Source organism: Winogradskyella sp. (genome assembly GCF_003712105.1).
Lineage (GTDB): Bacteria > Bacteroidota > Bacteroidia > Flavobacteriales > Flavobacteriaceae > Winogradskyella.
This window is the reverse complement of record NZ_RHLG01000006.1, coordinates 43,613-69,442: the sequence shown is the minus strand read 5'-3', so window position 1 is coordinate 69,442 and position 25,830 is coordinate 43,613. Positions and strand designations below refer to the sequence as shown.

21 protein-coding genes are annotated in these 25,830 nt (G+C 33.7%); 16 read left to right on the top strand and 5 right to left on the bottom strand.

Going from position 1 to position 25,830, the window contains the following annotated elements; genetic code table 11:
- Nucleotides 1-149 precede the first annotated feature (149 nt).
- Nucleotides 150-6,296 (top strand): alpha-2-macroglobulin family protein, encoded by a 6,147-nt coding sequence (locus tag ED556_RS13110; RefSeq protein ID WP_296324757.1) that lies wholly within the window; start codon nt 150-152, stop codon nt 6,294-6,296.
- A gap of 100 nt (nt 6,297-6,396) precedes the next feature.
- Nucleotides 6,397-6,768, top strand: coding sequence for a DoxX family membrane protein (locus ED556_RS13105; RefSeq protein ID WP_296324755.1), 372 nt, complete (start codon nt 6,397-6,399; stop codon nt 6,766-6,768).
- A 48-nt stretch (nt 6,769-6,816) separates the two neighbouring features.
- On the opposite strand, the gene ED556_RS13100 is transcribed toward ED556_RS13105, so the two are convergent.
- From ED556_RS13100 to ED556_RS13090, 3 genes are all read right to left on the bottom strand, one after another.
- On the bottom strand, nt 6,817-7,332 hold the full coding sequence (locus tag ED556_RS13100) for a DUF4136 domain-containing protein (RefSeq protein ID WP_296324749.1): 516 nt from the start codon (nt 7,330-7,332) through the stop codon (nt 6,817-6,819).
- 140 nt (nt 7,333-7,472) lie between these two features.
- Entirely contained in the window at nt 7,473-8,471 is a 999-nt protein-coding gene (gene obgE, locus ED556_RS13095) for a GTPase ObgE (protein WP_296324746.1), read from the bottom strand.
- Nucleotides 8,472-8,555: 84 nt separating this feature from the next.
- Nucleotides 8,556-9,662: an adenylate kinase gene (locus ED556_RS13090; RefSeq protein WP_296324705.1), complete on the bottom strand. Its 1,107-nt coding sequence runs from the start codon at nt 9,660-9,662 to the stop codon at nt 8,556-8,558.
- Nucleotides 9,663-9,819: 157 nt separating this feature from the next.
- Here ED556_RS13090 and ED556_RS13085 point away from each other — a divergent pair, with 157 nt between their 5' ends.
- The 5 genes from ED556_RS13085 (at nt 9,820) to ED556_RS13065 (ending at nt 14,869) form a co-directional block, all read left to right on the top strand.
- The gene (locus ED556_RS13085) at nt 9,820-10,974 is read left to right on the top strand and encodes a 5-(carboxyamino)imidazole ribonucleotide synthase (protein WP_296324703.1); all 1,155 of its coding nucleotides are present in this window, start codon (nt 9,820-9,822) and stop codon (nt 10,972-10,974) included.
- Between the two features lie 2 nt (nt 10,975-10,976).
- Nucleotides 10,977-11,456 carry a 5-(carboxyamino)imidazole ribonucleotide mutase gene (gene purE / locus ED556_RS13080; RefSeq protein WP_296324701.1) on the top strand — a complete coding sequence of 160 codons (480 nt, stop codon included), beginning with the start codon at nt 10,977-10,979 and terminating at the stop codon, nt 11,454-11,456.
- Nucleotides 11,457-11,468: 12 nt separating this feature from the next.
- A complete protein-coding gene (locus ED556_RS13075) occupies nt 11,469-12,311 on the top strand; it encodes a hypothetical protein (RefSeq protein WP_296324698.1) in 843 nt (280 codons plus the stop codon).
- Between the two features lie 38 nt (nt 12,312-12,349).
- Nucleotides 12,350-14,392, top strand: a complete 2,043-nt coding sequence (locus ED556_RS13070; protein ID WP_296324696.1) for a M3 family metallopeptidase — start codon at nt 12,350-12,352, stop codon at nt 14,390-14,392.
- A gap of 126 nt (nt 14,393-14,518) precedes the next feature.
- Nucleotides 14,519-14,869, top strand: a complete 351-nt coding sequence (locus tag ED556_RS13065; protein ID WP_296324694.1) for a dihydroorotase — start codon at nt 14,519-14,521, stop codon at nt 14,867-14,869.
- A gap of 9 nt (nt 14,870-14,878) precedes the next feature.
- Here the strand turns inward: ED556_RS13065 and ED556_RS13060 are convergent, their stop codons facing one another.
- Nucleotides 14,879-16,162 carry a DUF2235 domain-containing protein gene (locus ED556_RS13060; RefSeq protein WP_296324692.1) on the bottom strand — a complete coding sequence of 428 codons (1,284 nt, stop codon included), beginning with the start codon at nt 16,160-16,162 and terminating at the stop codon, nt 14,879-14,881.
- Nucleotides 16,163-16,271: 109 nt separating this feature from the next.
- On the opposite strand from ED556_RS13060, the gene ED556_RS13055 reads away from it, so the two are divergent.
- The 5 genes from ED556_RS13055 to ED556_RS13035 all read left to right on the top strand — a co-directional run bounded on the left by ED556_RS13055 (nt 16,272) and on the right by ED556_RS13035 (nt 19,389).
- Entirely contained in the window at nt 16,272-16,775 is a 504-nt protein-coding gene (locus tag ED556_RS13055; protein WP_296324690.1) for a MarR family transcriptional regulator, read from the top strand.
- A gap of 404 nt (nt 16,776-17,179) precedes the next feature.
- Entirely contained in the window at nt 17,180-17,620 is a 441-nt protein-coding gene (locus ED556_RS13050) for a hypothetical protein (protein WP_296324687.1), read from the top strand.
- Entirely contained in the window at nt 17,617-18,495 is an 879-nt protein-coding gene (locus ED556_RS13045; RefSeq protein ID WP_296324685.1) for a methyltransferase domain-containing protein, read from the top strand. Before ED556_RS13050 ends, ED556_RS13045 begins: the two co-directional genes overlap by 4 nt.
- Nucleotides 18,496-18,570: 75 nt before the next feature.
- Complete coding sequence (locus ED556_RS13040) at nt 18,571-19,125, top strand: sigma-70 family RNA polymerase sigma factor (protein ID WP_296324680.1); 555 nt, start codon at nt 18,571-18,573, stop codon at nt 19,123-19,125.
- Nucleotides 19,126-19,131: 6 nt separating this feature from the next.
- A complete protein-coding gene (locus tag ED556_RS13035; RefSeq protein ID WP_296324677.1) occupies nt 19,132-19,389 on the top strand; it encodes a hypothetical protein in 258 nt (85 codons plus the stop codon).
- Here ED556_RS13035 and ED556_RS13030 read toward each other — a convergent pair.
- Complete coding sequence (locus ED556_RS13030) at nt 19,372-20,205, bottom strand: hypothetical protein (RefSeq protein ID WP_296324674.1); 834 nt, start codon at nt 20,203-20,205, stop codon at nt 19,372-19,374. The genes ED556_RS13035 and ED556_RS13030 overlap by 18 nt on opposite strands.
- 118 nt (nt 20,206-20,323) lie before the next feature.
- Between ED556_RS13030 and gcvP the strand changes: the two genes are divergently transcribed.
- The 4 genes from gcvP to ED556_RS13010 all read left to right on the top strand — a co-directional run bounded on the left by gcvP (nt 20,324) and on the right by ED556_RS13010 (nt 25,784).
- A complete protein-coding gene (gene gcvP / locus ED556_RS13025) occupies nt 20,324-23,173 on the top strand; it encodes an aminomethyl-transferring glycine dehydrogenase (RefSeq protein ID WP_296324671.1) in 2,850 nt (949 codons plus the stop codon).
- A 103-nt stretch (nt 23,174-23,276) separates the two neighbouring features.
- Nucleotides 23,277-24,335, top strand: coding sequence for a 3-oxoacyl-ACP synthase III family protein (locus ED556_RS13020; RefSeq protein WP_296324668.1), 1,059 nt, complete (start codon nt 23,277-23,279; stop codon nt 24,333-24,335).
- Nucleotides 24,336-24,361: 26 nt separating this feature from the next.
- On the top strand, nt 24,362-24,895 hold the full coding sequence (locus ED556_RS13015) for a methyltransferase (RefSeq protein WP_296324665.1): 534 nt from the start codon (nt 24,362-24,364) through the stop codon (nt 24,893-24,895).
- A 52-nt stretch (nt 24,896-24,947) separates the two neighbouring features.
- A complete protein-coding gene (locus ED556_RS13010; RefSeq protein WP_296324660.1) occupies nt 24,948-25,784 on the top strand; it encodes a glycosyltransferase family A protein in 837 nt (278 codons plus the stop codon).
- The last annotated feature ends 46 nt before the right edge of the window (nt 25,785-25,830 follow it).

Sequence of the window (25,830 nt, the reverse complement as noted above, 5' to 3'; positions counted from 1 at the left end):
TCTTGTTGTATTGACGTTAATATTTTAAAATGCTTACACCATCTTTAACTTATAAAATCATTAACTTAACTCATCCAAAGAGTAACTTAACTTAAATCCCCTTTTTTTGGAATGCCTTTTGAAGGTACTTTGTTATCAAAATCAATTAAATGAAAAAAGCCGTAATCGTTTTTATGCTTATATGCTTTGCATCTCTAACTAATGCGCAGTCTAAGGACTATGATACTTTGTGGAAAGAAATCACAAAACTTGAGAATCAAGGGTTAATTAAATCTGCTTCTGAAAAGGTTGAAATTATATTTACCAAGGCCAGAAAAGACAACAATACTATTCAAAAGGTAAAATGCCTCATCCACCAGAGCAAATACCTTCAAACATTAGAAGAAGATTCACAATTAAAAATAGTTTCAAACTTTAAAGCTGAGATAGATACCAGCGAATTGGTAACAAAACGCCTTCTTGAAAATTTATTAGCGAATCTATATTGGCAATATTATAATCAAAACCGTTATAAATTTTACGATCGTTCAAAACCACAAGTCAACGTATCTGATGATTTTAGAACTTGGGATTTAGAAACTCTTTTCTTTGAAATACACACATATTATGAGAGGTCACTACAAAATGGACTTCTTTTACAGCAAGAGCCTTTAGAAAATTATGATGCGCTTTTAATTACTCAAAAAAAATCTAAAGACTATAGGCCAACGCTTTTTGATTTTTTAAGCTACAATGCTTTAGAGTTTTATAAGACTAGCGAAAACTCTATAATCCAACCCGCTTATAAATTTAGTATTGACAATCCAGATTTAATTGCTCCTAACGATAGATTTATAAGCCTAAAACTTGCATCCAAAGATTCCGTTAATTTACAACTTAAGGCACTTAAAGTATATCAAAACTTACTGCGTTTTCATCAAAAAGATAAAAGTTCAAAGCCATTTATTTCTGCTAATATATCAAGGCTAGATTTTGTGAAGCAACATGCAACTTTTGATGGTGTTTTAGATGAGTTAACCGAGACCTACAGAAAAGAATTAGAAACCATAGGCAAAAATGAGAATTCAGCACTATACAGTTACGAAATAGCAAACATAAAAGCGGTTAAAGCCTTAAAATATAGAACTCAAGATGAGACTACTTTAACTTATCGATGGCTAAATAAAGATGCATTAGAACTATGCGAGTCTGTGATTTCTAAATACCCAAAAAGTGATGCCGCTGCTAAATGCAAAAATCTAAAAGGAAGAATAGAAAAACCTAGCTTAAGTTTACGTACAGAAAGCTATTTACCAGTAAATAATCCTGCACTTATTTTAGTGAATTACAAAAACTTAGATGCTTTAGATTTTGACATCTATAAAATAAATGCTTCACAAAGAGACAAATTCGGAGAGCTATATAACACTAAAGAAAAGGAGAAGTTCATAAAGCGATTAAAACCCAACACATCTTTTAAAAGTCAATTAAAAAATGAAGGCGATTATCAAGCACATAGTATTGAAGTTGTACTACCAGCACTTGATAATGGTCTATATATCATTGTGGCAAAAACTAATACAGATGTATTTTATGCAACAACTATTCAAGTAACTGATTTAGCGCTATTAGAAACTCAAGAAGACAAACAAGTAACCTACCAAGTTATTAATAGAAATAACGGCCATCCGGTTGTTAATGCTGATGTGAAGTTAAAATACAAAACCTACAGGAACAGAGAAAAGACATTTAGTTCATCGTATACAACAGATAATTATGGCAAGTTCTACTTTAAAAAAGTAAAGGAAAATTACCATGATGTTTATGCCATTATTACATCTGGAAATGATACGGGAATTTTTGGTCGATCTTACATCAATCGTGAATACAACAACAGAGAAAACACAAGTACGCAATACAAGACCTTTGTATTTACAGACCGAAGTATTTATAGACCTGGCCAAACGGTGTACTTTAAAGGTATAGTTACAAAGACTGTAAATAAAAATACATCTATTGTAGCTAATACATCAATTACTGCTGCATTGCATAATGTGAATGGTGAGAAAGTTGCCGAACTTAGTTTCACTACTAATGAATATGGTTCTTTTCATGGTGAATTTATATTGCCTAATACCGGTTTAACAGGTCAGTTTAGTATACAAAGCTACTCTAACATCATAGATAGAGCTTACGAATACATCTCCGTTGAAGAGTACAAACGTCCAAAATTTGAGGCTCAATTTCTTCCTGTTACAGAATCGTATAAGGTTAATGACAGCATAACAGTTAAAGGAAATGCTATTGCCTTTGCTGGAAGTAATATTACAGATGCTAAGGTTGTATATCGCGTAAAACGACAAGTACAATTACCAAGGTGGTATTTTTACAGAAGACCAAGTTTTAATATCGAACCTCAAGAAATTGCATTTGGCGAAACTAAAACGGATGCTTCTGGTAATTTTGAAATCAATTTTAAAGCCTTACCAGACAAAAGTGTATCTAAAGATGATTTACCGGTATTTAATTATGAAGTTACAGCAGACGTTACCGATATTAATGGAGAAACAAGAAGCGTCACTACTCTAGTGAGCGTAGGTTATCACACACTGACGGCTACACTAAATATACCTCAGCGTATTGATAAATCTCAGAAAGAAACAGAACTTCAGATTAACACAACTAACCTTAATGGTGAGTTTGTACCTGCAAAAGGAAAACTTAAAATCTATAAGCTTATCGCGCCAAATACGGTTTTAAGACCACGACCATGGAAAGCACCAGATTATAAGCTATTATCAAAAGAGGAATTCAAAAAAATGTTTCCTCATGAAGCTTATGATGACGAAAGTAATTACAGAAATTGGGATAAAAGTGATGTTGTTTATGAAACAGGTTTTGATACTGAAACTTCAAAGTCTGTCTTATTAAAACGCACCAAAAAATGGGCGTCGGGCAACTATATTATTGAGCTTGAAACCACAGATAAGTTTGGACAAAAGGTTAAAGACCAAGCTTACACATATTTATACAGTGATAAAGACAAAACTGTTGCAGACAATTCATTGTTTAAAATTAGCTTAGATAAACAACAATATGCTATAAACGAAACTGCATTACTAACATTTGGCAGTGCCATGGAAGATGCAAAGCTTACCATAGAGATAGAGAAAAAAGGTGAGATTATTGAAACCCAAATACATCAAATTTCAGATTCAAAACACACAATACAAGTACCTATATATCCTGATGATATTGGTGGGTTTGTAATACATTATAGTTTGGCTGCTTATAACAGTTTAACTTCTAGCAGTATTACTATAAGAGTGCCATATCCTAAAACAGATTTAGAAATCGAAACCAGCACGTTTAGAGATAAATTACAACCTGGACAAGATGAGACTTGGTCATTTAAAGTTAAAGGCCCTAAAGGTGATAAAGTAACCGCTGAGCTTCTGGCAAGTATGTACGATGCCTCTTTAAATGAGTTTAAACCGCACAACTGGTCATTTAATCCAATTTACAAACCTAACTATAGCTCGAAGCATTATAAAAATAACAGGAATAGTTTTGGCGTAATTAATTTTAGACGCCATAATAATTTTGAAAATATACCGCGTTATAATGGGCAGACTTTTGATAGGCTAAATTGGTTTGGGTTATACTTTGGAGATAACATTCGCAGATATGATCAATTAGCATATTCGTTAGCTGAAGAAGACGAATCCCTAGATGAAGTGGTAATAATTGGTTCTGGTATTGATAAAAAATCAAGATCATCCGCTCCAAGCAATGAGTTAGCAGCTTTAGCTGATCCTGAAGAATCTGAATTTAATATAAATGCTAATGTTACAGAATCATTTTCAGGGCAAGTTCCTGGATTAAAAATTTCCAAGGGTGAAAATAGTCCTGGCAAGTCTAAGGCAAACACACTTATTCAAATCCGTAAAAATCTTCAAGAAACGGCCTTTTTCTTTCCTCAGTTACAAACAGATGCAAATGGTAATGTGAGCTTTAATTTTAAAGCTCCCGAAGCATTAACCAAATGGAAATTGCAATTGCTTGCACATACCAAATCTCTAGAAAGTACTGTTTCAGAATATGAAGCAGTAACACAAAAAGAATTGATGGTAATCCCAAATGCACCACGTTTTCTCCGTGAAGGTGATGCCATATCTATAAGTACAAAAATTGCAAATCTTAGTGATAAAGCCTTAACCGGAAAAGCGCAGCTAGTATTAGAAGATGCCATAACTGGAAAAGAGATATCCGAAGAATTATTGGTCGTTGAGCGAGGTCGAAACGACAACACTTCGACTACGCTCAGTGTCCAAGATTTTTCTGTAGATGCAAAAGGAAATACACAAGTCAATTGGACACTTAAAATTCCAGATAATATCCAAGCCGTGCAATATAAAGTCATTGCACAATCTGAAGATTTTAGCGATGGTGAGCAAAATGTATTACCTGTATTATCTAACCGAATGTTAGTTACTGAAACCTTACCAATGTGGGTACGCAGTAATCAAACGAAGACATTTACATTAGATAAGCTCGCTTCGACTTCGATCAGCGACCCAAATTCAACTTTAAAACATCATAAGCTTACTTTAGAGATTACTTCTAATCCGGCATGGTATGCCGTACAAGCATTACCATATTTAATGGAATATCCATACCAGTGTAATGAGCAAACATTCAGTCGTTATTATGCTAATGCATTAGCACAACATATTACTAAGTCTAGTCCAAAAATTGAAGCAGTTTTTAACCAATGGAAGTCGACAGACGCGTTGCTTTCAAACTTAGAAAAAAACGAAGAATTAAAATCATTATTAATTCAAGAAACACCTTGGTTACGTGATGCACAATCTGAAACCGAACAGAAAAAACGCATAGCATTGTTATTCGATTTAAATAAGATGAATAGCGAGTTACAAGCTTCTATTGGTAAGTTAAAAAACAATCAACATTCATCTGGCGCATGGCCATGGTTTAATGGTGGACGTGATAATAGATATATAACCCAACATATCGTTGGTGGGTTTGGACATTTGAAACAATTAAATGTCTCTCTGAGCGCAGTCGAAGAGTCTCAGATGATTGAAAAAGCTATTCGATATTTAGACAAGCAATTTGTAAAAGAATATAAAGATTTAAAACGCTACAATCCAAAAGTTGATTTAAGTAAAGACCATTTGTCTTACACACAACTACATTATATGTATGTGCGTAGTTTCTATCCAGAAATTAAAGCTTCAAAAGAAGTTGGTCGAATTATGGATTATTATAAAGGTCAAATCGAAGACTATTGGTTAAGTCGCTCGTTATATGCAAAAGGATTGATGGCGTTAACAATGCATCGAGCTGAAGAACATACAGTGGCTAGCAAAATATTAAGGTCTCTAAAAGAAACGAGTATTACCTCCGAAGAATTAGGCATGTATTGGAAAGCTAATACTGCATCTTATTATTGGCATCAAGCGCCTATTGAAACTCAATCACTTTTAATAGAAGCGTTTTCTGAAATTGAGAATAATATAGAAACCGTTGATAACTTAAAAATATGGTTGTTGAAAAATAAGCAAACCAATAAATGGGAAACTACAAAAGCTACAGCCGAAGCTGTTTATGCATTATTACTTCAGGGTAGTGAATGGTTGAGTATTACAGATGCTGTTGATGTTAAAGTTGGAGGTAAGTCTATTTCACCTTCAAAACTTGATAATGTAAACATTGAAGCTGGCACAGGTTATTATAAAACCAGCTGGAATGCTAACGAAATATCTCAGGAACAAGCTCAAGTGACATTGACCAAAAAAGGTGAAGGTATTGCTTGGGGTGTATTATATTGGCAGTACTTTGAAGGTCTAGATAAGATCACTTCTGCTAAAACACCTTTGCAATTGCAGAAAAAATTATTCAAAAAAACGAACACTGACCGTGGTGAAGAACTAGCAGAAATAAATACCGATACGCAACTTAAAGTTGGTGATTTGGTGAGAGTTCGTATTGAGCTTCGTAGTGATCGTGATATGGAATTCCTCCATCTTAAAGATATGCGAGCAGCAGGATTTGAACCTGTAAACGTATTGTCTCAATACAAATGGCAAGATGGCTTAGGCTATTACGAAAGCACTAAGGATGCTGCAACAAACTTTTTTATAGACTATTTACCTAAAGGGATTTATATTTTTGAATATGACCTTAGGGTAAATAATGCAGGGGACATGAGCAATGGAATTACTACAATACAGTCTATGTACGCGCCAGAATTTAGTAGCCATTCTGAAGGGATAAGAGTAAATGTAAATTAAAGACTGTGTTAGTTTAGTAAGTGTATTCCGACCACATGTGAGTAAGGTCGAAAAAAATATTTTGTAACTTACAGATTACTAACTAATAAAATTTTACATTATGAATTCAAAAGTATTTATGGTTCTAAGAATCTTGCTTGGAGTATTTATTCTAGTATTTGGAGTAAATAAATTTGCAAATTTTTTACCTATGCCAGAACTAAATCCTGACGCTGGAGCTTATTTTGGCGCACTTGCTAATTCTAAAACCTTAGTTTTAGTCGGAGTAGTTGAAATAGTAGCAGGATTAGCTCTAATTTTGAATAAATATGGTGCTTTACTTACATTAATACTAATGAGTATTTCTGTAAACGCTGTATTATTTCATGCAGTTTTAGACCCAGGTGGTATTGGCGGAGCTGCTGTATTATTAATACTTAATATTGCTGTACTATATGGCTATAAAGACAAATACAGCGCATTACTTAAATAATTCAAAATAATTCTCAAATAAAAAAGAGGCTTTTAAAAAGCCTCTTTTTTATTTCTGTGGTGGATATTTGCTAAAAACTTTTTCTATGAGTTTGGCAAAATTAGCTTCACGTTTCTCAGGAGTATTGCCTATGTAAGAAATTTTAGTAATTGCTTGCCAAAAAACACCACTCTTAGAGTCATCAACAAACTCAAAGCTGATTTCTCTTGTGGTTCTTGAAGCGCCAACAGGAATTCCAATAGAAACGCCACCACCAACATTTCTTCCTGTACCTCCAATACCAACACCAACATTACTATTTGAAGTGTTTGTTACCTCAGCTGATTGAATATCTATATTAAAACTTGGATTTTCAGATTTTTCAAAACCCAAAGATTTAAGTTTATTATCAATTGCTGCCATGATTCGTTTGTTATCTAACTGACTAAAACCTGTATTCATGTCTGTAAAGTAATTGTAGGTTTTATATTCTGAAAAATCAGTATTTTTCTCAAAGTCGTAGTTGACATATGCACCGCAAGAAGTCAGTAACATCAGCAATATAAGTAATCCAGAGCGTTTCATCTTTTTCTTTTAAAGATACTAAAATTTGAAACTGAATCTAAAACTTTAACTTGAAAATAGGGATTGTAATGGTCTAATTCTCTGGTACGTCTGCCAATAATCTCTTAAGCAATAGTCTTTAAAAATACTCTCAAAAGACTTTAGTCATTTAAAATTTTCCAGAGTTTATCTTTTAATTCTTGAATGCCTTGATGTGCAGCCGAAGACATAAACATATAGTCTACCTTTAAACTTTCATCAAGTTCTGCTTTTAGTTCAGCTTTTAATTCATCGTCTAATAGGTCTGACTTTGATACTAATAAAAAGCGTTCTTTATCTAACATTTCGGGATTGTATCGTCTTAGCTCATCTAACAATATTTCGTATTGTTTTGCTATGTCATCGGCATCAGCTGGTACTAAAAATAATAAAATAGAGTTGCGTTCAATATGCCTTAAAAAATAATAGCCAAGCCCTTTACCTTCGGCAGCACCTTCAATAATCCCAGGGATATCTGCCATTACAAACGACTGAAAGTCCCGATACTTTACAATACCTAAATTTGGCTTTAGTGTTGTAAACTCATAATCTGCAATCTTAGGTTTTGCAGATGTCATAACAGAAAGTAGTGTAGACTTACCAGCATTAGGAAAACCTACCAAACCAACATCTGCTAAAACTTTTAACTCTAAAGTTATATTTTTTTCTTCTAATGGAATACCCGGTTGTGCATATCGAGGAGTTTGATTTGTAGAACTTTTGAAATGCCAATTGCCACGACCGCCTTTTCCACCTTCGGCTACAATTTTTTCTTGTTCTTCTTCTGTAATTTCAAAAAGAATAGCATTGGTTTCAGTATCTCTTACAACGGTTCCTAACGGCACTTCAATTACCGCGTCTTCTCCATCAGCTCCAGTGCTTCTGCCTGAGCTACCATGAGCTCCGTGACCCGCTTTTATATGTCTCTTAAATTTAAGGTGAAGTAAAGTCCACAGGTTTGGATTACCTCGAATAATAACATGACCACCACGACCACCGTCACCACCATCAGGACCACCTTTTGCAATATATTTTTCGCGATGTAAATGCGCAGAACCTTTACCTCCGTTACCAGAGGCTACATGCATTTTTACATAATCAACAAAATTTCCTTCAGTCATGTGTTGTCATTCCTGCGAAGGCAGGAATCTCATAATTTGAAGTTATTACTAATTTAGGTTCCTACTGTCGCAGGAATGACTACTCTAAAGTGTATCGATAACTTTACCTAATCGCTCAGTTATCTCCTGAATCTCACCTTCTCCATTTACTACAATATGCTTAGTTTGAGCTGCGTAATAATCTGCAACAACAGCAGTTTCGGCATAATAAACTTTTAAGCGATTTCTGATTACACCTTCATCAGCATCATCTGGTCTTCCACTCGTTTTTCCTCGCTCTACTAAACGTTCAACTAAAATTTCATCTTCCACTTCAAGCTCAATCATAGTATTTATCTGAGAATCTTTTGTGCTCATCAAAACATCTAAAGCCTCAGCTTGAGCATTCGTTCTTGGGAAACCATCAAAAATAAATCCTTTAGCATCGGCATTTTTTTCAACCTCAGCATTAAGCATATCAATGGTAACCTCATCAGGAACTAGCTCGCCTTTATCTATATAAGATTTTGCTAGTGTTCCTAAAGCTGTTTCGTTTTTTATATTGTATCTAAACACATCTCCTGTAGATATGTGTACTAAATTGTATTTATTTTTTAAAAGATTTGCTTGTGTACCTTTTCCTGAACCTGGAGGTCCAAATAATACAATATTCGTCATGTGCTGTGTAGTTTTTAATTGGTAGACAGAAGGTATATCTCTTCCTAAACCATTGTAATCTAATCCATAGCCTACAATGAATTTATTAGGAATCTCCATACCTACATAATGAAGCTTAAAGTCTTTTTTATAAGCATCTGGCTTGTAAAACAATGTAGCAATAAGTAATTGCTTTACATTTTCATTTTTAAATATTCTATGCACCTCTGCAAGTGTATTACCCGAATCGATAATATCTTCGAGTATCACAACTGTTCTGCCTGTTAAATCCTGTGTAAGACCTATAAGACGTTGAATGTCTTCAGTAGACTTAACGCCATCATAAGATGCCAATTTTATAAAAGTGACTTCGCAAGGATGCGGGTACTTTTTTACAAAATCACTAACAAACATAAAAGACCCATTGAGTATACCCACAAATATCGGCATCTCGTCTTTTAAATCTGCTGCAATAGTATCCACCATTTGCTGAACAGTATCCAGAATTTTTTCCTCTGAAATAAATGGCTTAAAGTGTAAATCTTGAAGCTTCACTTTTCTGTGTTAAATTTTAAAAGCCCAAAGATAATCAAATGATTAAGGTTAGCCGATTTTTGGTTTCTAATTTTAGATTATTCTTCCATAATTAGTGTATTTTTGTTCATCAAAATAGGTTTAACATTAATGATTTCCACTTTCGTGGAAAATAAATATGAGCTATTTCTCTTCAGATTTTAAACTCGGAATTTTAGGTGGTGGTCAGCTTGGCAAAATGATGCTTTATGTTGCTCGAAAGTACGATATAGGCACCAAGGTTATAGATTCGAGTGCTGATGCGCCTTCAAGACTAGCATGTAATGAGTTTGTGCAAGGTGATATTTTGGATTACGATACCGTTATAGAATTTGGTAGAAGTGTTGATGTTTTAACTTTCGAAATTGAAAATGTAAATGTCGATGCTCTCGAACAGCTTGAAAACGAAGGTAAAACAGTATATCCAGCATCGAAGACATTAAGAACAATTCAGAATAAAGCAACTCAAAAACTATTTTACACGGATCATAATATCCCAACAGCACCATTCTCGAGATTTGCTTACAGCTCTGAGATTAAAGATGCTATTGATAATGGTGGCTTACATATCCCATTTGTATGGAAAAGTGCTCGTTTTGGTTATGATGGGCAAGGTGTAAAGGTTGTTCGTGAGTTTTCAGATTTAAAACAACTTCCTAATGTAGAGTGCATTGCTGAGGAATTGATTCCTTTTAAAAATGAATTAGCAGTTATTGTAGCTAGAAGTGTTTCTGGAGAAATAAAGACATATCCAACTGTTGAAATGGAGTTTCATCCTGAAGCAAATCAAGTAGAATATGTACTTTGCCCAGCACGTTTACCACAAAAGATAACAGATAAAGCGGAAGCAGTTGCACTTAAAGTTGCAGAGGCTTTCCAACATGTTGGATTATTAGCAGTTGAAATGTTTTTAACTCAAGATGATGAGATATTAGTTAATGAGGTCGCTCCTAGACCACATAATTCTGGTCATTATAGCATTGAAGGAAGTTACACGTGCCAGTTTGAACAACATCTTAGAGCAATACTAGACTTACCTCTAGGGAATACCGATAGTAAAGTTTCTGGTGTTATGGTTAATTTAGTTGGTGCAGAAAACCATACTGGAGATGTGCTGTATAAAAATATAGAAGACATCATGGCTATGGATGGTGTTACGCCACATATTTATGGCAAAAAACAAACACGTCCATTCCGAAAAATGGGCCATGTTACTATCGTAGATAAGGATATTAATAAAGCTAGGGAAATAGCAGAAAATGTAAAACAAACCATTAAAGTAATAAGCAAATAAGTATGAGTAAAGTTGGTGTAATCATGGGTAGCAAAAGCGACTTGCCAGTAATGCAAGACGCGATAGATATTTTAAAAGGTTTTGATATTGAAGTAGACGTAGATATTGTTTCTGCACATCGGACACCTGATAAACTTTTTGATTACGGTAAAAATGCCCATAACAGAGATATTAAAGTCATAATTGCTGGGGCTGGTGGCGCTGCTCATTTACCAGGTATGGTTGCATCATTATCACCTTTACCTGTAATTGGGGTTCCTGTAAAAAGTAGTAATTCTATCGATGGTTGGGATTCTGTACTGTCTATTTTACAAATGCCTGGCGGTGTTCCTGTTGCAACAGTTGCGCTAAATGGTGCTAAAAATGCGGGAATATTAGCTGCACAAATTTTAGGAAGTAGCGACAAATGCATTTTAGACAAAGTTCAAGTCTACAAAGAAGGTTTAAAAGCAAAGGTTATTGATTCTGCAAAAGACCTGTAATTAAGATTTAAATTGAAATATTGCTTATACATTTTTGGTTTACTACTCCTTTTGTCCAATTGTAGTAATAAGAAGGGAATTGACTTACCATTAGAGGAATACAAAAACGAAATTAAAGCCCTAAATAGTAAAGATTACCATACCTATTGGGAGCAACTTCGCAATTTTGACCAGAAGGTAGTAATAGAAGCTAAGAATTATAAAGCCTACGATTCTTTAACACTTGTAACACTTATTAAATCTGCTTTATTTTACGAACTCAAAGGTGATTCAATATTTAAGGCACCTAACACTTATAATGAGATCTTTTTTATTCATAACCATATTCCAAAATCCAATTTAGATTTTTGGCCTTTACTTATAAAACAAAAAGAAATCAAGGATGATGTTTTGATGTTTCCATCCTATCAATTAGAAGGTATTACCAGCTCATTTTATGATTATTCAGTGTTTGGACAAGACAGTATTTATGAGCATCTATTATCGCAAATTAAACCAGATTCGGATAAAAAATTAAGTGAAGCTTTAATTGACACTTACTTAGAAACAAAACGAATTCAGAAACTATCTATAAAAGAAGAAATAGGTGCTTGGCATAGAAAAAGATTTAAAAGTGAAGCCTATGAGCCACCAAAAGGTAATTTTGAGTTATTAAAACTATCTGATAACGGCTATTATATAAGATTTAATAAAACTGGTTTTAAACCAGTAAATATTATCGAGAACAACACTAAAGACTTTGCATTTAGACCAAAGTATGACCCTTTTGGTTGGTATTTTGTACTTGATAATAATGGTGATTTAAGATTATATAATGAAAAAGATGATTTATTAATTGCATACACCAAGGTTTAGTTTCAACTGATACAAATTCATTTTAATATTAACTATCAATGAACATTCTTAATCAATACTTCAATACAGCATATAATACAGCACCGTTTTCAAAACTAAAAAACGACGATTTTTTACCTGCTTTTAAAACAGCTATTGAAAAAGCAAAATCAGAGATTGATGCTATTGTACAAAACGCCGAAGTTCCAACATTTCAAAATACTATTGAAGCTTTGGATTATTCTGGTGAAGAATTAGATAGAATATCGAGTATATTTTTCAATTTAAACTCTGCCGAAACTAATGATGAGATACAGAAAATAGCACAAGAGGTATCACCATTATTGTCTGAGTTTAGCAATGATATTACGCTAAATAAAGATTTATTTAAGCGCGTTAAAGCAGTTTACGATTCTAAATCAGGGTTAGGCTTATCTACCGAGCAAACCACACTACTAGACAAAAAGTATAAAGGTTTTGCCAGAAATGGCGCAAATCTGCCGGAGGATAAAAAAGAGCAACTTCGTGCTATTGACAAAGAATTAAGCCAATTGAAGCTAAAATTTGGCGAACACATTTTGGCAGAAACGAATGCCTTTGAAATGTTACTTACCAAAGAAGAAGATGTGTCTGGCTTACCTGAAGGTGCAAAAGAAGCTGCAAAGCAGATGGCTGAAAGCAAAGGGAAAAATGGCTGGTTAATTACCTTAGATTATCCAAGCTATATTCCGTTTATGACTTACGCTGATAATCGTAAATTAAGAGAACGATTATCAAAAGCCTTTGGCAGTAAAGGGTTTAAAGGTGACGAATTAGACAATCAAGATATTGTACTACGAATTGCAAATCTTAGAGCGCAACGCGCACAACTTTTGGGCTATAAAACACACGCCGATTTTGTGTTAGAAGAGCGCATGGCAGAAACGCCAGAAAAGGTAAATAACTTTTTGGGCGAGCTTTTAGAAAAAGCCAAACCTGCAGCACAAAAAGAATTTGAAAATTTAGAAGCTTTTGCAAAGGATTTAGATGGTATTAACCAACTCCAAAAATGGGACTCGGCTTACTATTCTGAAAAATTAAAGCAGAAACTTTTTAGCCTTGATGATGAACAGTTAAAACCTTATTTCAAGTTAGAAAATGTAATTAACGGCGCATTTACTGTAGCTGAAAAATTATTTGGGTTACGGTTTGAAGACATTGATACTATAGACAAATATCATGAAGATGTAATGACCTACAAAGTTGTGGATGCTGAAAATGAATTAGTATCGATTTTTTATGCCGACTTTTTTCCAAGAGCTGGAAAACGAAATGGTGCATGGATGACATCCTTTAAACCTCAAATGATTAAAGACGGTCAGAATCATAGGCCTCATGTATCTATCGTTTGCAACTTTACAAAGCCTACAAAAAGCAAACCTTCTTTACTAACCTTTAATGAAGTTACCACACTTTTTCACGAGTTTGGTCATGCTTTACATGGTATGCTTGCAAATACAACATATCCAAGTTTATCTGGCACAAGTGTATTTTGGGATTTTGTTGAGTTACCTAGTCAAATATTAGAAAATTGGTGCTACGAAGAAGAAACACTCAAGTTATTTGCAACACATTACAAAACTGGCGATGTTATTCCGATGGAATTAATTGAAAAAATAAAAGCTTCGGCCACATTCCATGAAGGTATGCAAACCTTGCGCCAACTTAGTTTTGGAATGTTAGATATGGCGTGGCACTTCGACTACGCTCAGCGCAAGCATTCTAGAGAAGTATCTGTAAAAGAGTTTGAGAAAAAAGCTTTTGGCTCAACAAGTTTATATCCTGATGTAGCTGAAAATTGTATGAGTACAGCTTTTGCGCATATTTTTCAAGGTGGTTATTCTTCAGGGTATTACAGTTACAAATGGGCCGAAGTTTTGGATGCTGATGCTTTTGAATATTTTAAAGACCAAGGTATTTTTAATAAAACTGTTGCTAATAAATTTAAAGCTTATGTATTATCTCAAGGTGGTACAGAAAACCCAATGACCTTATACAAAAAGTTTAGAGGTCAAGAACCTAAACCTGAAGCACTATTAAGACGGGCTGGGTTGATAAAATAAGCTTCTTTAAAAAATCGACATTACCCACAAAATTACCAATCTGATATTTTAGCCTGTTAAAATTGATTCATTTTTAAATTATTCTCATTTTAATAACTTATTTTTGAGTAATCAACAATTTAAATTATGAGAACTAAATTTTTAGCCACACTATTTTTTATAGTATTTACTTGTATTTCTTTTTCTCAAAACACTACTGCCAAAGTAGGTGATATGTTTACTATTGGTGAAACCGAAAGTGGACAATATGAATCCATAGATTTACCTAAACCTAATGTAATTATCAAAAAAGGCGGCATTGCTAATTACGATAATCTGGCAGGAAATAAAGTAGAAGTTGTTTCTATTAAAGAAAATAAAGAAGGTCGTACGATTGCAACAATCAAAATGGCTAATAAACGGTTTTTTAATAGTCATAAATTCTTAAAAGTTGACATAGCTAAGGCATTAGAAACTAAAGAATTATTACCTATTTAAAGTTGTAAACTAGTCTACAACTTTAATAACATCGCAAGGTTTTTTAAATAGTCTTTTACCTTCGAGTGAATCAAAACATTTTTTGAATGGTTCTTTATCGAACCAATCCAAGGAATCTTTTTTCATTTTTTTAAACTCTGGCAACAAGCCTCGTTCTAAACGTTTTATTACAGAACTGTGAACATTAAGTTGCCCATTATTGTAGTTTTCGCCATTTTCTGAAAGGTATAGCGGTATATCACGGTTTCGTCTGCGATAGAAAATTCCTAATATGGTATCTTCAGAATCGTGTATTGTTCCTTCAATATTTTCATCTGTAATCTCAACGTCTTCAAATAAATCAAAATGATTTGCTTTTAGAACATTTATCATCCAATCAAGAGACACATATGAAATCTCGAAGTTATCTAAATAACCACCGCCTACATCTGTATGTGCGCCAGAAAACCAAACTTCATTGACAACATCATCAAGCGTTTTGCCTCTTCTGAGTTTAATATTATTACAACTTGCTAAAATTGGTGTAAATATCTGAGCTCTATTATCATCTAATGCAACTGCATGATACACCTTATCTATATTAACAAATTGGTTGAGATGACTTGGGTTTGGCTTGCAAAATTTCTCTTTATAATCTGGTGCAGCGAGCGCTTCAACATTATCAAACATTCCTAAATTGGTAATGGTTATATTAGGCGTAACCGTAATTTTTTGACCATTTTTAGCTTCCCATTTTTTAAGTGCTGATTGTACTCTGCGTTGTCGTTCGGTGTGTGTAATATTACTGCGATAGGCTCTATACATTTTCTTAATCAACCGCATTTTTTTTACACTATCAATTGGCTTCTCCAGATCTATCATACCGACAGTATAAATAAAATCTGATAACACTTGGCAGGTATATGCACCTCTACTAAATCCAAATAAGTGAATTCTATCGCCTCGATTATGCTGATAACGTTTGGTCAAAAAATCATAAGCCTCGACCACATCTCTTTTAACACCAACACCAAAAGCCAAACCTGTTAACTTAAAATCTTTTCCACCACCAACACCAACAGTATAGAATGTATCTAGACTATCACTCACCCTTGCGCGGTTTCTTAACTTATTAATATTAGTATTATCTTTTGGGGTATTAGATGTACCATCTATAAAAATGACAATGTCTTTTGACGAATCTATTGTAGCATTATTAGTTATTAATGGTGCTGTAGACCTACACCCCATAAATAATAAAACAGCGATACTTATAACTTGAAATTTAACTGAGTCTCTATTTAGTAAAAACATGAATCTGTTTTTTTGATATACATCTAAAATAAAAAATTGAATTAAATAAACTTTCAATAATTATTGAAAGTTTAAAAATTATTGTATATTTGTATTGTAATTAGCAATTATGGATTACCAAGAAGCAAAATATAAGTTTATAAGTACCTGGGGAAGTCTAGGCACACTTTGGGGTATTAATAAAGCAATGGCACAAATACAGGCATTGTTATTTATATCTCCAAAAGCCTTATCGATGGAAGATATTATGGAAGAGCTTAAAATTTCTCGTGGTAATACCAGTATGAATTTAAGACAGCTAATCGATTGGGGTATTGTAACCAAAGTCCTAGTTTCAGGAGAACGAAAAGAATACTTTACTACGGAAAAGGACGTGCAAGAACTAGCACGAGTGATTGCTAAAGAAAGAAGTAGACGTGAAATTAAACCAGTAATAAAAGTATTAAATGAAGTGTCTTCAATAAAAGATGATGGTACATCAAAAACAAAAGAATTAATAAAACAGACTAAAGCACTTCATGAGCTAACTGAAAATTTAGATAGTTTAATGCATAAAATGGTAAACCAAAATCAAAATTGGTTAACTAAGTCTGTTTTTAAGCTAATGAAGTAGAAATATATTTTTTAAATAAAACTTTCAATTTTTTCTGAAAGTTTAAAAATAATAAAATATGAGATTCAGCATCCTATTTAATTTAATACTATACATAACTGTAGTTTCTTTATATATATATCAACCTATACTTGGTGCTTTAACTCAAATTGGATTAGGTATTTTTCAATTTGTATTTGCCATTACACTATTAGATAACAACCAGTTCTCAAAGCGAATAAACAAGAAAGCTCTTAGATTTTATTTCATATTAGTTTTTGTCTGGTTTATTTCAATAATTATATCTCTATTTAATTCATCCTTAAACCACGAAAATTATAGCATTACGATATTATTAGTAATACCTATGATTATAGGATTATACTTTGTGATTGTGACAATATTAACTCTAAAAAAACACAAAAATGAAAACTCAAATACCTAATTGGTTAATCATCCTAGGTGGATGTGGCCAAATATTTACAGCATTAATTTATCCTTATATAAGGCATAGAGTATTTGATTGGTACAACGATGTAAAACAGTTAAAACCATTAAATCAAGAAATCGCAAAAACCTATGGTAGATATATTCAAGGCTTAAATTTTTCTTTTGGTTTAATTGCAATTTTAATTCCAACTGATTTAAAAAACGGAACGCATTTAGCACTTGCAATTACTGGCTTAATTGCTGCTTATTGGGTTGCTAAAGTCATAACACAAATTGCATACTATCCAATGTATCAAATTCCACAAAAAGTAATATTCAAAATCGGAAGTTATTTTATGAACTTCTTGTTTACACTTTTTGCTGTTGTCTATACGTGGTTAGCTATTAGTAATCTCTTTAAAATTATTTCATCATGAACACACAAACACTACAATACACAGACTATTCTGAACAAAACAGAATAGAAATGGTAGATTTCTATAACGAAGCTACCGAAGATTATAAATTTTGGAGCAAGGATTATAATATGCATTTCGGGTATTTTATTCCTTTTAAAACCAATCCTTTTAAACGTGATTCTATGCTCAACCAAATGAATGCGCAGATTTTAAAACGTCTTAAAATTGGTTCAGATAAAAACCGATTAATAGATCTTGGCTGCGGTATGGGTGGCACAATGCGATATGCATTAAAAACCTATAAAAACCTCATTAGCTATGGTGTAACACTTTCAAATTTTCAAGTAAAACAAGGTAACGAGTTACTTAAAGGCGAAAACGGAATCATCTTAAAAGAAAACTACAACAACACGTCTTTTCAATCTAATAGCTTTGATTCTGCTATTGCTATCGAAAGCTTATGTCACTCAGGTCATAATTTTAGTTCACTTAAGGAAGCATATCGCATTTTAAAACCTGGCGGAAGATTGGTCATTGGTGATGCATTTTTAAAAAAAGAAGTGAATACGCTATGTAAAGGTGGAAAATATGCCTACAAAAATCTTTGTGACCATTGGAGTCTAGAAAAATTAGAGACACACTATTATATAACAGAAAAATTACAAGAGTTAGGTTTTAAAGACATAAAAGTCGAAGATGTATCTCTTAGAGTTGCACCTTCTGTATTGCATGTACCATTTGCTATTATTGGCTTTATTCTTAAAAAACTACTTAGCTTTAAGCGTTTAAAGCGTGAGAGTTTTCATAACCTAAAAGGTTCATTTTATGCTCTACTTTCTGGGTTGCACTTAAAAAGTTTTGGGTATTATATTATCAGCGCAACCAAAGCTTAGTTTTAGATTAAAAAAGACCAGTTTTAAAACTGGTTTTTTTATCCTATTTTTGGGGGAATAAATTATGCCCGCAGCATGCCAAAGCACGCCATCAACCCTAACGATTGGATAAAACTTTATTCCGATTACCTTTTCAACTATACAATTACGAGAGTAAATGATAGAGATACCGCACAAGATTTAGTTCAAGAAACGTTTCTAGCGGGTTTAAAATCAATGGATAATTTTAAAGGTGAAGCTAGTGAACGTACATGGCTTGTTGCCATATTAAAGCGAAAAATTATTGATTACTATCGTAAGATAAACTCTAATAAAGGTAAAGCCGAAGTTCGAATGAGCTACAATAGTGACACCGAAACTGAGGGCGACTGGTTAGAGGAACGTGTGGCTGACCCTTTTGATAAGACTGCCGAAGATACAATTGAGAATACCGAATTAGGCGTCGCTATTCATGATTGTCTAGGTAAATTACCAGAAAAACAGGCTCAAGTTTTTAAAATGAAAACGTTATTAAATTACGAAACTGAAGCAATTTGTAATGAATTAGAAATTACAGCGTCTAACCTTTGGGTAATTATCCATAGAGCTCGAACTGCTATGGCTAATTGCATGGAAAAAAATTGGTTTTAATTAAAAATGAAGAAGAGTATTTTATTTATTACGTGTGAAGAAGCGCATCATATATGTGATAAAAATCAATATGGTGAAGCTACATTATGGGAAAGAGTTAAGCTAGGTATTAGATTATCTTGGTGCAAAATCACAAAAGCTTACACTAAAAGAAATAATAAATTAACTGAGTTAATAGAAAAATCTGACGCAAATTGTCTAAATGACGAAGAGAAAAACAATCTTCAAACACAATTTGAAAAGGAATTAGCTAAGCAAAAGTAAAATTCCTAACCAAAATATAGGAATGGCTTCTACCCAAAAAGCACAATAGTATTTTGATTTTTTTTGTGATGAAAACACTAAAAATAAAAGGGTTACAAAACATATAATCAAAGTACTGATTACCTCAGTATAATCAAGGCCATCTTTAAAGAATTCAGACATTAAAAATACCATAAGTAATAGTACTCCTATTAATTTGGTTTTTTTTATGCCAATTTTTTGAGGAATGGTAGCGAGTTTTAAACTATCGTAGTTTAAATCTCTGATTTCAAACGGCAACATCAATACAATCACAAAGCAAAAGCGTTGAAATCCTGTGATAATAACATCAAAAGAAAACTCTATACCGTTATTAGCTAAGGGCAAAAGTACTGTTACAGCTGCCCATACTAAAGCTATAATATAGATTTTAATTCCGCTTATTTCTCTTAGGTTCTGCTGTTCATCAAACAAATAATGCTTAGGAAGAAATGGTATGGCGTACAGAAAAGTAATTAAGCCTAAAACACCCAATAATATATATGTGGCGCTATTAAGTTGAAGAAGATAATAGCACATAAATACAAAAGCAATTGCCGAAAAAATCTGAATAGCTTTCAGCCAATTAGCAAGGCTACGATGATGAAATTTGGCCAACCCAAAATACTTGATAAAATTGTAGGCCGTAATCGTCGCAAAAAACACAAAATATAAATAGTCCTCATCGTATGCCACGTCGTATTCAATACACGTAATCCAAGTCATAGCATACACTCCTAAAGCTACGTGAATGCTAGCATTGATGTAAAAATTAAATAAAGACTTAAATACCTTCATAATGTAAAAATAACCAAAGTGTTAATAACCATATGTTTCAGTTAAAAACTTTAGTATTCCTTAACTAAAAATAAGCCCTAATTGCATTATTTTTGCACGATAATTCAGCTAACAAATAATGGACACAACTTCTTTTGCATTAAGACATATTGGGCCTAACCCTGAGGAGCAAAAAAAAATGCTAAATACTATAGGTGTAACAAGTATAGAGCAACTAATTTCTGAAACTGTACCATCTCATATTAGACTTGATAAAGATTTAGAATTAGAACCCGCTTTAAGCGAACAAGAATATCTAAGTCACATATACGAATTATCGCAACTTAATAAAGTATTTAAATCCTATATTGGTTTAGGTTATCATCCAACAAATTTACCTGCGGTTATTCAAAGAAATATTCTTGAAAATCCTGGTTGGTACACGGCATATACGCCTTACCAAGCTGAAATCGCTCAAGGTAGATTAGAAGCCCTGCTTAATTTTCAAACTGTGGTAATTGACTTGACCGGTATGGAAATAGCTAATGCATCTTTACTTGATGAAAGTACTGCTGCGGCCGAAGCTATGAGTTTACTATTTGCAGTTAGAGAACGTGACCAAAAAAAGGCTGGAGTCAATAAATTCTTTGTTTCTGAAGCAATTTTACCACAAACACTATCATTGCTCGAAACAAGGGCGACTCCTATTGGTATAGAATTAGTAGTTGGTAAAGAATCTGAATTTAATTTTACTGAAGATTTCTTTGGTGCACTACTCCAATACCCAGGAAAAAGTGGACAAATAACAGATATTAAATCATTTATTGAGAGTGCAAAAGCAGCGAGGATTAAAGTTGCAGTTGCTGCTGATATTTTGAGCTTAATAAAACTAGAAGCTCCAGGAAAATTTGGTGCTGATGTTGTCGTTGGAACTACGCAACGATTTGGAATCCCAATGGGATATGGTGGTCCACATGCGGCTTACTTTGCAACTAAAGAAGCATATAAAAGAGACGTACCTGGTCGTATTATAGGTGTTACACGGGACATGAATGGCAATCGTGCGCTTCGTATGGCATTACAGACTAGAGAACAACACATAAAGCGCGATAAAGCAACATCAAACATATGTACAGCACAAGTTCTATTGGCGGTAATGGCCGGGATGTATGCTGTGTATCATGGCCCAAAAGGTTTAGAGTTTATTGCCAATAAAGTCAACGACTCTGCCTATACATTATCTAATGCACTTTCAGGCTTGGGCTTAACTCAAACAAATTCGCACTACTTTGATACCATTCAGATTAATGCTGAGGCTTCAAAAGTTAAGACAGAAGCCGAAAAAAGACAAGTTAATTTCTATTACCCAAATGAAGATACAGTAACCATTTCAGTAAATGAAACTACATCTATTTCGGATTTAAATGAAATAGTTGAAATTTTTGAAGCTGTATTAGGAAAATCTACTGATAAAATTACAACGCTTTCATCAGCAAATACAACACCAAATGCATTAGTTCGTAAATCGGATTTTCTATCTCACGATGTGTTTAATTCTTATCATTCTGAGACTGAATTAATGCGTTACATTAAGCGTTTAGAGCGAAAAGATTTAGCATTGAACCATTCTATGATTTCGCTTGGATCTTGTACAATGAAGCTTAATGCTGCTTCCGAGATGTTACCTCTAAGCTGGAGTAGTTGGGGTAATATACATCCATTTGCACCTATTGAACAAGCTCAAGGCTATGCAAAAATGCTAAAGGCTCTAGAAGACCAGCTTACTGAAATTACAGGCTTTGCGGGTACTTCACTTCAGCCAAATTCTGGTGCACAAGGAGAATTTGCTGGGTTAATGGTGATAAGAGCATATCACCAATCTCGTGGTGACCACCATAGAAATATATGCTTAATTCCGTCATCCGCACATGGTACAAACCCTGCAAGTGCTGTAATGGCTGGTATGAAAGTAGTAGTTACAAAAGCATCCGAAAATGGTAATATAGATGTTGAGGATTTAAGAGCTAAAGCAGAATTGCATAAAGATAATTTAGCGGCATTAATGGTAACTTATCCTTCTACTCATGGTGTTTACGAATCTGAGATTACTGAGATCACAAAAATTATTCACGATAATGGTGGCCAAGTATACATGGATGGCGCCAATATGAATGCTCAAGTAGGATTAACACATCCAGGTAATATTGGTGCTGACGTTTGCCACCTTAACCTACACAAGACCTTTGCAATTCCACATGGTGGTGGTGGACCAGGTGTTGGGCCAATTTGCGTTGCCAAACAACTCGTACCATTCTTACCTACAAATCCTATTATTACTACTGGCGGAAATCAAGCAATTACGGCGATATCAGCAGCACCTTTCGGGTCTGCATTGGCATGTATTATTTCGTATGGTTATATTAAAATGCTAGGTGCAAAAGGACTTAAAGATTCAACAGAAGTGGCTATTCTTAACGCCAATTATATCAAAGAACGTTTAGAAGGCTACTACGACACCCTTTACACTGGAGAAAACGGACGTGCTGCTCACGAAATGATTATTGATTGTCGTGCTTTTAAAGCCAATGGCATTGAAGTCGTTGATATTGCAAAACGTTTAATGGATTACGGGTTTCATGCACCAACGGTATCATTCCCAGTAGCTGGTACTATGATGATAGAGCCAACAGAAAGTGAAAGCAAAGCTGAAATGGATCGTTTTTGTGATGCAATGATTTCTATTAGAAAAGAAATTGAGACCGTTACAAAAGATGACCCAAATAATGTGCTTAAAAATGCACCTCATACAATGGCAATGCTAACGTCAGATGAGTGGCTTTTACCTTACTCAAGAGAAAAGGCAGCTTTTCCGTTAGATTTTGTTGCTGATAATAAGTTTTGGCCAACGGTTAGACGTGTTGATGAAGCTTATGGCGACAGAAATTTAATGTGTAGCTGTACTCCGATTGAAGCTTATGCAGAAGCATAATTCTCATGTTGGGCATCGTAAATTCTAACACTATCTAATTCTGGTTAAAATTTATATCATTACATTGTCGCTTTAATTGAATAACAATTTTAGTAACACAATTATGAGTATTAAAATAACTGGCACAGGTAGTTATATCCCTAGTAGCATAGAGAAGAACCAAGACTTTCATCAACATGAATTTCTCAATGCAGATGGTTCAAGTATAGATTACCCTAATGAAGTTATTGTAGAAAAATTTAAGGCCATTACTGGAATAGTTGAACGTCGTTATGCCGACGATCAACTTACTGCATCAGACCTTGGATTTTTAGCAGCACAAAAAGCTATTGATGATGCAAATATTGATATGGAAACTATCGACTACATCATATGCTCTCATAACTTTGGTGATGTAAAACATAATACGATACAGAGTGATATTTTACCTTGCCTTGCTTCTCGAATTAAACATAGACTTAGAATAAAAAACCCAAAATGTGTTGCTTACGACATCTTATTTGGTTGCCCAGGTTGGGTTGAAGGCGTTATACAAGCTCAGGCTTTTATTAAAGCCGGTATGGCAAAGCGTTGCTTGGTAATTGGTGCCGAAACATTATCGAGGGTTGTCGATAAACACGATAGAGATTCTATGATTTATTCAGATGGTGCAGGTGCAAGTATTGTTGAAGCTTCTGACGAAGAAGGTGGAATACTAGCCCATGAAACAGCGTCATTTACTTACGACGAAGCCTATTATTTATTCTTTGGGAATTCAAATAATAAAAACTTAAATCCAGACACGCGATACATTAAAATGCATGGACGTAAAATCTATGAGTTTGCACTTACTAATGTGGCCCAGGCCATGAAAGACTGTCTGGAAAAAAGTGGTGTTGCTATTTCTGAAGTGAAAAAGGTGCTAATTCATCAAGCCAATGAAAAAATGGATGAGGCGATAATTAAACGCTTTTACAGATTGTTTAAAGCCAAAGCTCCTGAAGATATTATGCCTATGAGCATACACAAATTAGGTAACAGTTCTGTTGCGACTGTACCAACTTTGTTTGACTTAATTAGAAATAATAAATTAAGTAATCACGAAATTAATAAAGGCGATGTTATTATATTTGCTAGCGTAGGCGCTGGCATGCATATTAACGCTATCGTTTACAGATATTAGATTTTATTCTATTTTCTGTAGATTTCATGTATAAATACTTTCCGAAAAAGAGATATAAACATACGCTAGAGTTTTTACAATCTCATATTAGTAGCTCTGAAGGGATTTTAGATTTGGGCGTGGAAAACCCTTTCACTAAAATAATGAGAGAGCATGGATTTAAAGTTGAAAACACCAAAGGAGAAGATTTAGATATAGACACTTCTTTTATTGAAAAGTCTAGTGCTACTGTAGTCACAGCATTTGAAATTTTTGAGCATCTATTATCGCCATTTACCGTTTTAAAATCTATAAAAGCTGATAAACTTGTTGCTAGTGTACCACTTAAATTGTGGTTTTCATCTGCATACAGAAGCAAAACAGATATGTGGGATAGGCATTACCATGAATTTGAAGACTGGCAATTTGATTGGCTTTTAGAGAAATCTGGTTGGAAAATTATTGACCGTAAAAAATGGACCAATCCAACTAAGAAAATTGGCATAAGACCTCTTTTAAGATGGTTTACACCACGGTATTATATCATTTATGCTGAGCGGATAAAAAATTCCGACCACTAAATTCAAAAAATACAAAACGGTTTAATTAGTTTTGGATATTGAGAACTGAATTTTGAGATTTTACATTGTCATTCCTGCACATAATGAAGAAGATTCTATTGGTAAAACTTTAGAATCCCTAACCCAGCAAACCTGTTTACCGAGTAAAGTTGTTATAGTTAATGATAATTCTACAGACGGCACAGAAGGAATCATCTCAGAATATGCTAGTACATACAACTGGATAACTTATCTCAACGCTGAATCTTCGGACGAGCATATTCCTGGTGCTAAGGTTATAAGAGCATTTTATAAAGGATTTGAAACTCTTGATGAAGACTATGATATTATCTGTAAGTATGACGCTGATATTATTTTACCAATCAACTATCTCGAACGACTAAAAGATATTTTTACTCAAAATAAATCTTTAGGTATTGCCGGAGGCTTGGCTTATATTCAGAAAAATGGCAACTGGATTTATGAAAACATTTCTAACAAAAATCATGTTCGTGGCCCTTTTAAATCCTATAGAAAAGCATGCTTTAAAGCTATTGGAGGATTAAAAACATCCATTGGTTGGGATACTTTAGATACGCTTTTGGCTCAATATCATAATTGGGAAGTTACTACTGATAAAGATCTTATTGTAAAACATTTAAAACCTACTGGTAATTCATATAATAAATCCTCTAGATATCTTCAAGGTGAGGCGTTGTACAAAATGCGATACGGCTTTGTATTAACTCTAATATCTTCTTTAAAAATGGCTTTTAAGAAAAGAAGTGTAATCGTGTTCTTCAATTATATTATTGGCTACTTTAAAGGCAAAAATCACATAGTTACTAAAGCAGAAGGACAATTTATACGTCAACTACGTTGGAAAGGAATATTAAAAAAGGCTACTTAAAATAAGTAGCCTTTTTTCAACAACAATACATTAATTGTTACTCAAC

Coding starts and splice junctions, on each gene's coding strand:
- ED556_RS13110 (WP_296324757.1), top strand. CDS start 150: ATGAAAAAAGCCGTAATCGTTTTTATGCTTATATGCTTTGCATCTCTA.
- ED556_RS13105 (WP_296324755.1), top strand. CDS start 6,397: ATGAATTCAAAAGTATTTATGGTTCTAAGAATCTTGCTTGGAGTATTT.
- ED556_RS13100 (WP_296324749.1), bottom strand. CDS start 7,332: ATGAAACGCTCTGGATTACTTATATTGCTGATGTTACTGACTTCTTGC.
- obgE (WP_296324746.1), bottom strand. CDS start 8,471: ATGACTGAAGGAAATTTTGTTGATTATGTAAAAATGCATGTAGCCTCT.
- ED556_RS13085 (WP_296324703.1), top strand. CDS start 9,820: ATGAGCTATTTCTCTTCAGATTTTAAACTCGGAATTTTAGGTGGTGGT.
- purE (WP_296324701.1), top strand. CDS start 10,977: ATGAGTAAAGTTGGTGTAATCATGGGTAGCAAAAGCGACTTGCCAGTA.
- ED556_RS13070 (WP_296324696.1), top strand. CDS start 12,350: ATGAACATTCTTAATCAATACTTCAATACAGCATATAATACAGCACCG.
- ED556_RS13065 (WP_296324694.1), top strand. CDS start 14,519: ATGAGAACTAAATTTTTAGCCACACTATTTTTTATAGTATTTACTTGT.
- ED556_RS13060 (WP_296324692.1), bottom strand. CDS start 16,162: ATGTTTTTACTAAATAGAGACTCAGTTAAATTTCAAGTTATAAGTATC.
- ED556_RS13055 (WP_296324690.1), top strand. CDS start 16,272: ATGGATTACCAAGAAGCAAAATATAAGTTTATAAGTACCTGGGGAAGT.
- ED556_RS13050 (WP_296324687.1), top strand. CDS start 17,180: ATGAAAACTCAAATACCTAATTGGTTAATCATCCTAGGTGGATGTGGC.
- ED556_RS13045 (WP_296324685.1), top strand. CDS start 17,617: ATGAACACACAAACACTACAATACACAGACTATTCTGAACAAAACAGA.
- ED556_RS13040 (WP_296324680.1), top strand. CDS start 18,571: ATGCCAAAGCACGCCATCAACCCTAACGATTGGATAAAACTTTATTCC.
- ED556_RS13035 (WP_296324677.1), top strand. CDS start 19,132: ATGAAGAAGAGTATTTTATTTATTACGTGTGAAGAAGCGCATCATATA.
- ED556_RS13030 (WP_296324674.1), bottom strand. CDS start 20,205: ATGAAGGTATTTAAGTCTTTATTTAATTTTTACATCAATGCTAGCATT.
- gcvP (WP_296324671.1), top strand. CDS start 20,324: ATGGACACAACTTCTTTTGCATTAAGACATATTGGGCCTAACCCTGAG.
- ED556_RS13020 (WP_296324668.1), top strand. CDS start 23,277: ATGAGTATTAAAATAACTGGCACAGGTAGTTATATCCCTAGTAGCATA.
- ED556_RS13015 (WP_296324665.1), top strand. CDS start 24,362: ATGTATAAATACTTTCCGAAAAAGAGATATAAACATACGCTAGAGTTT.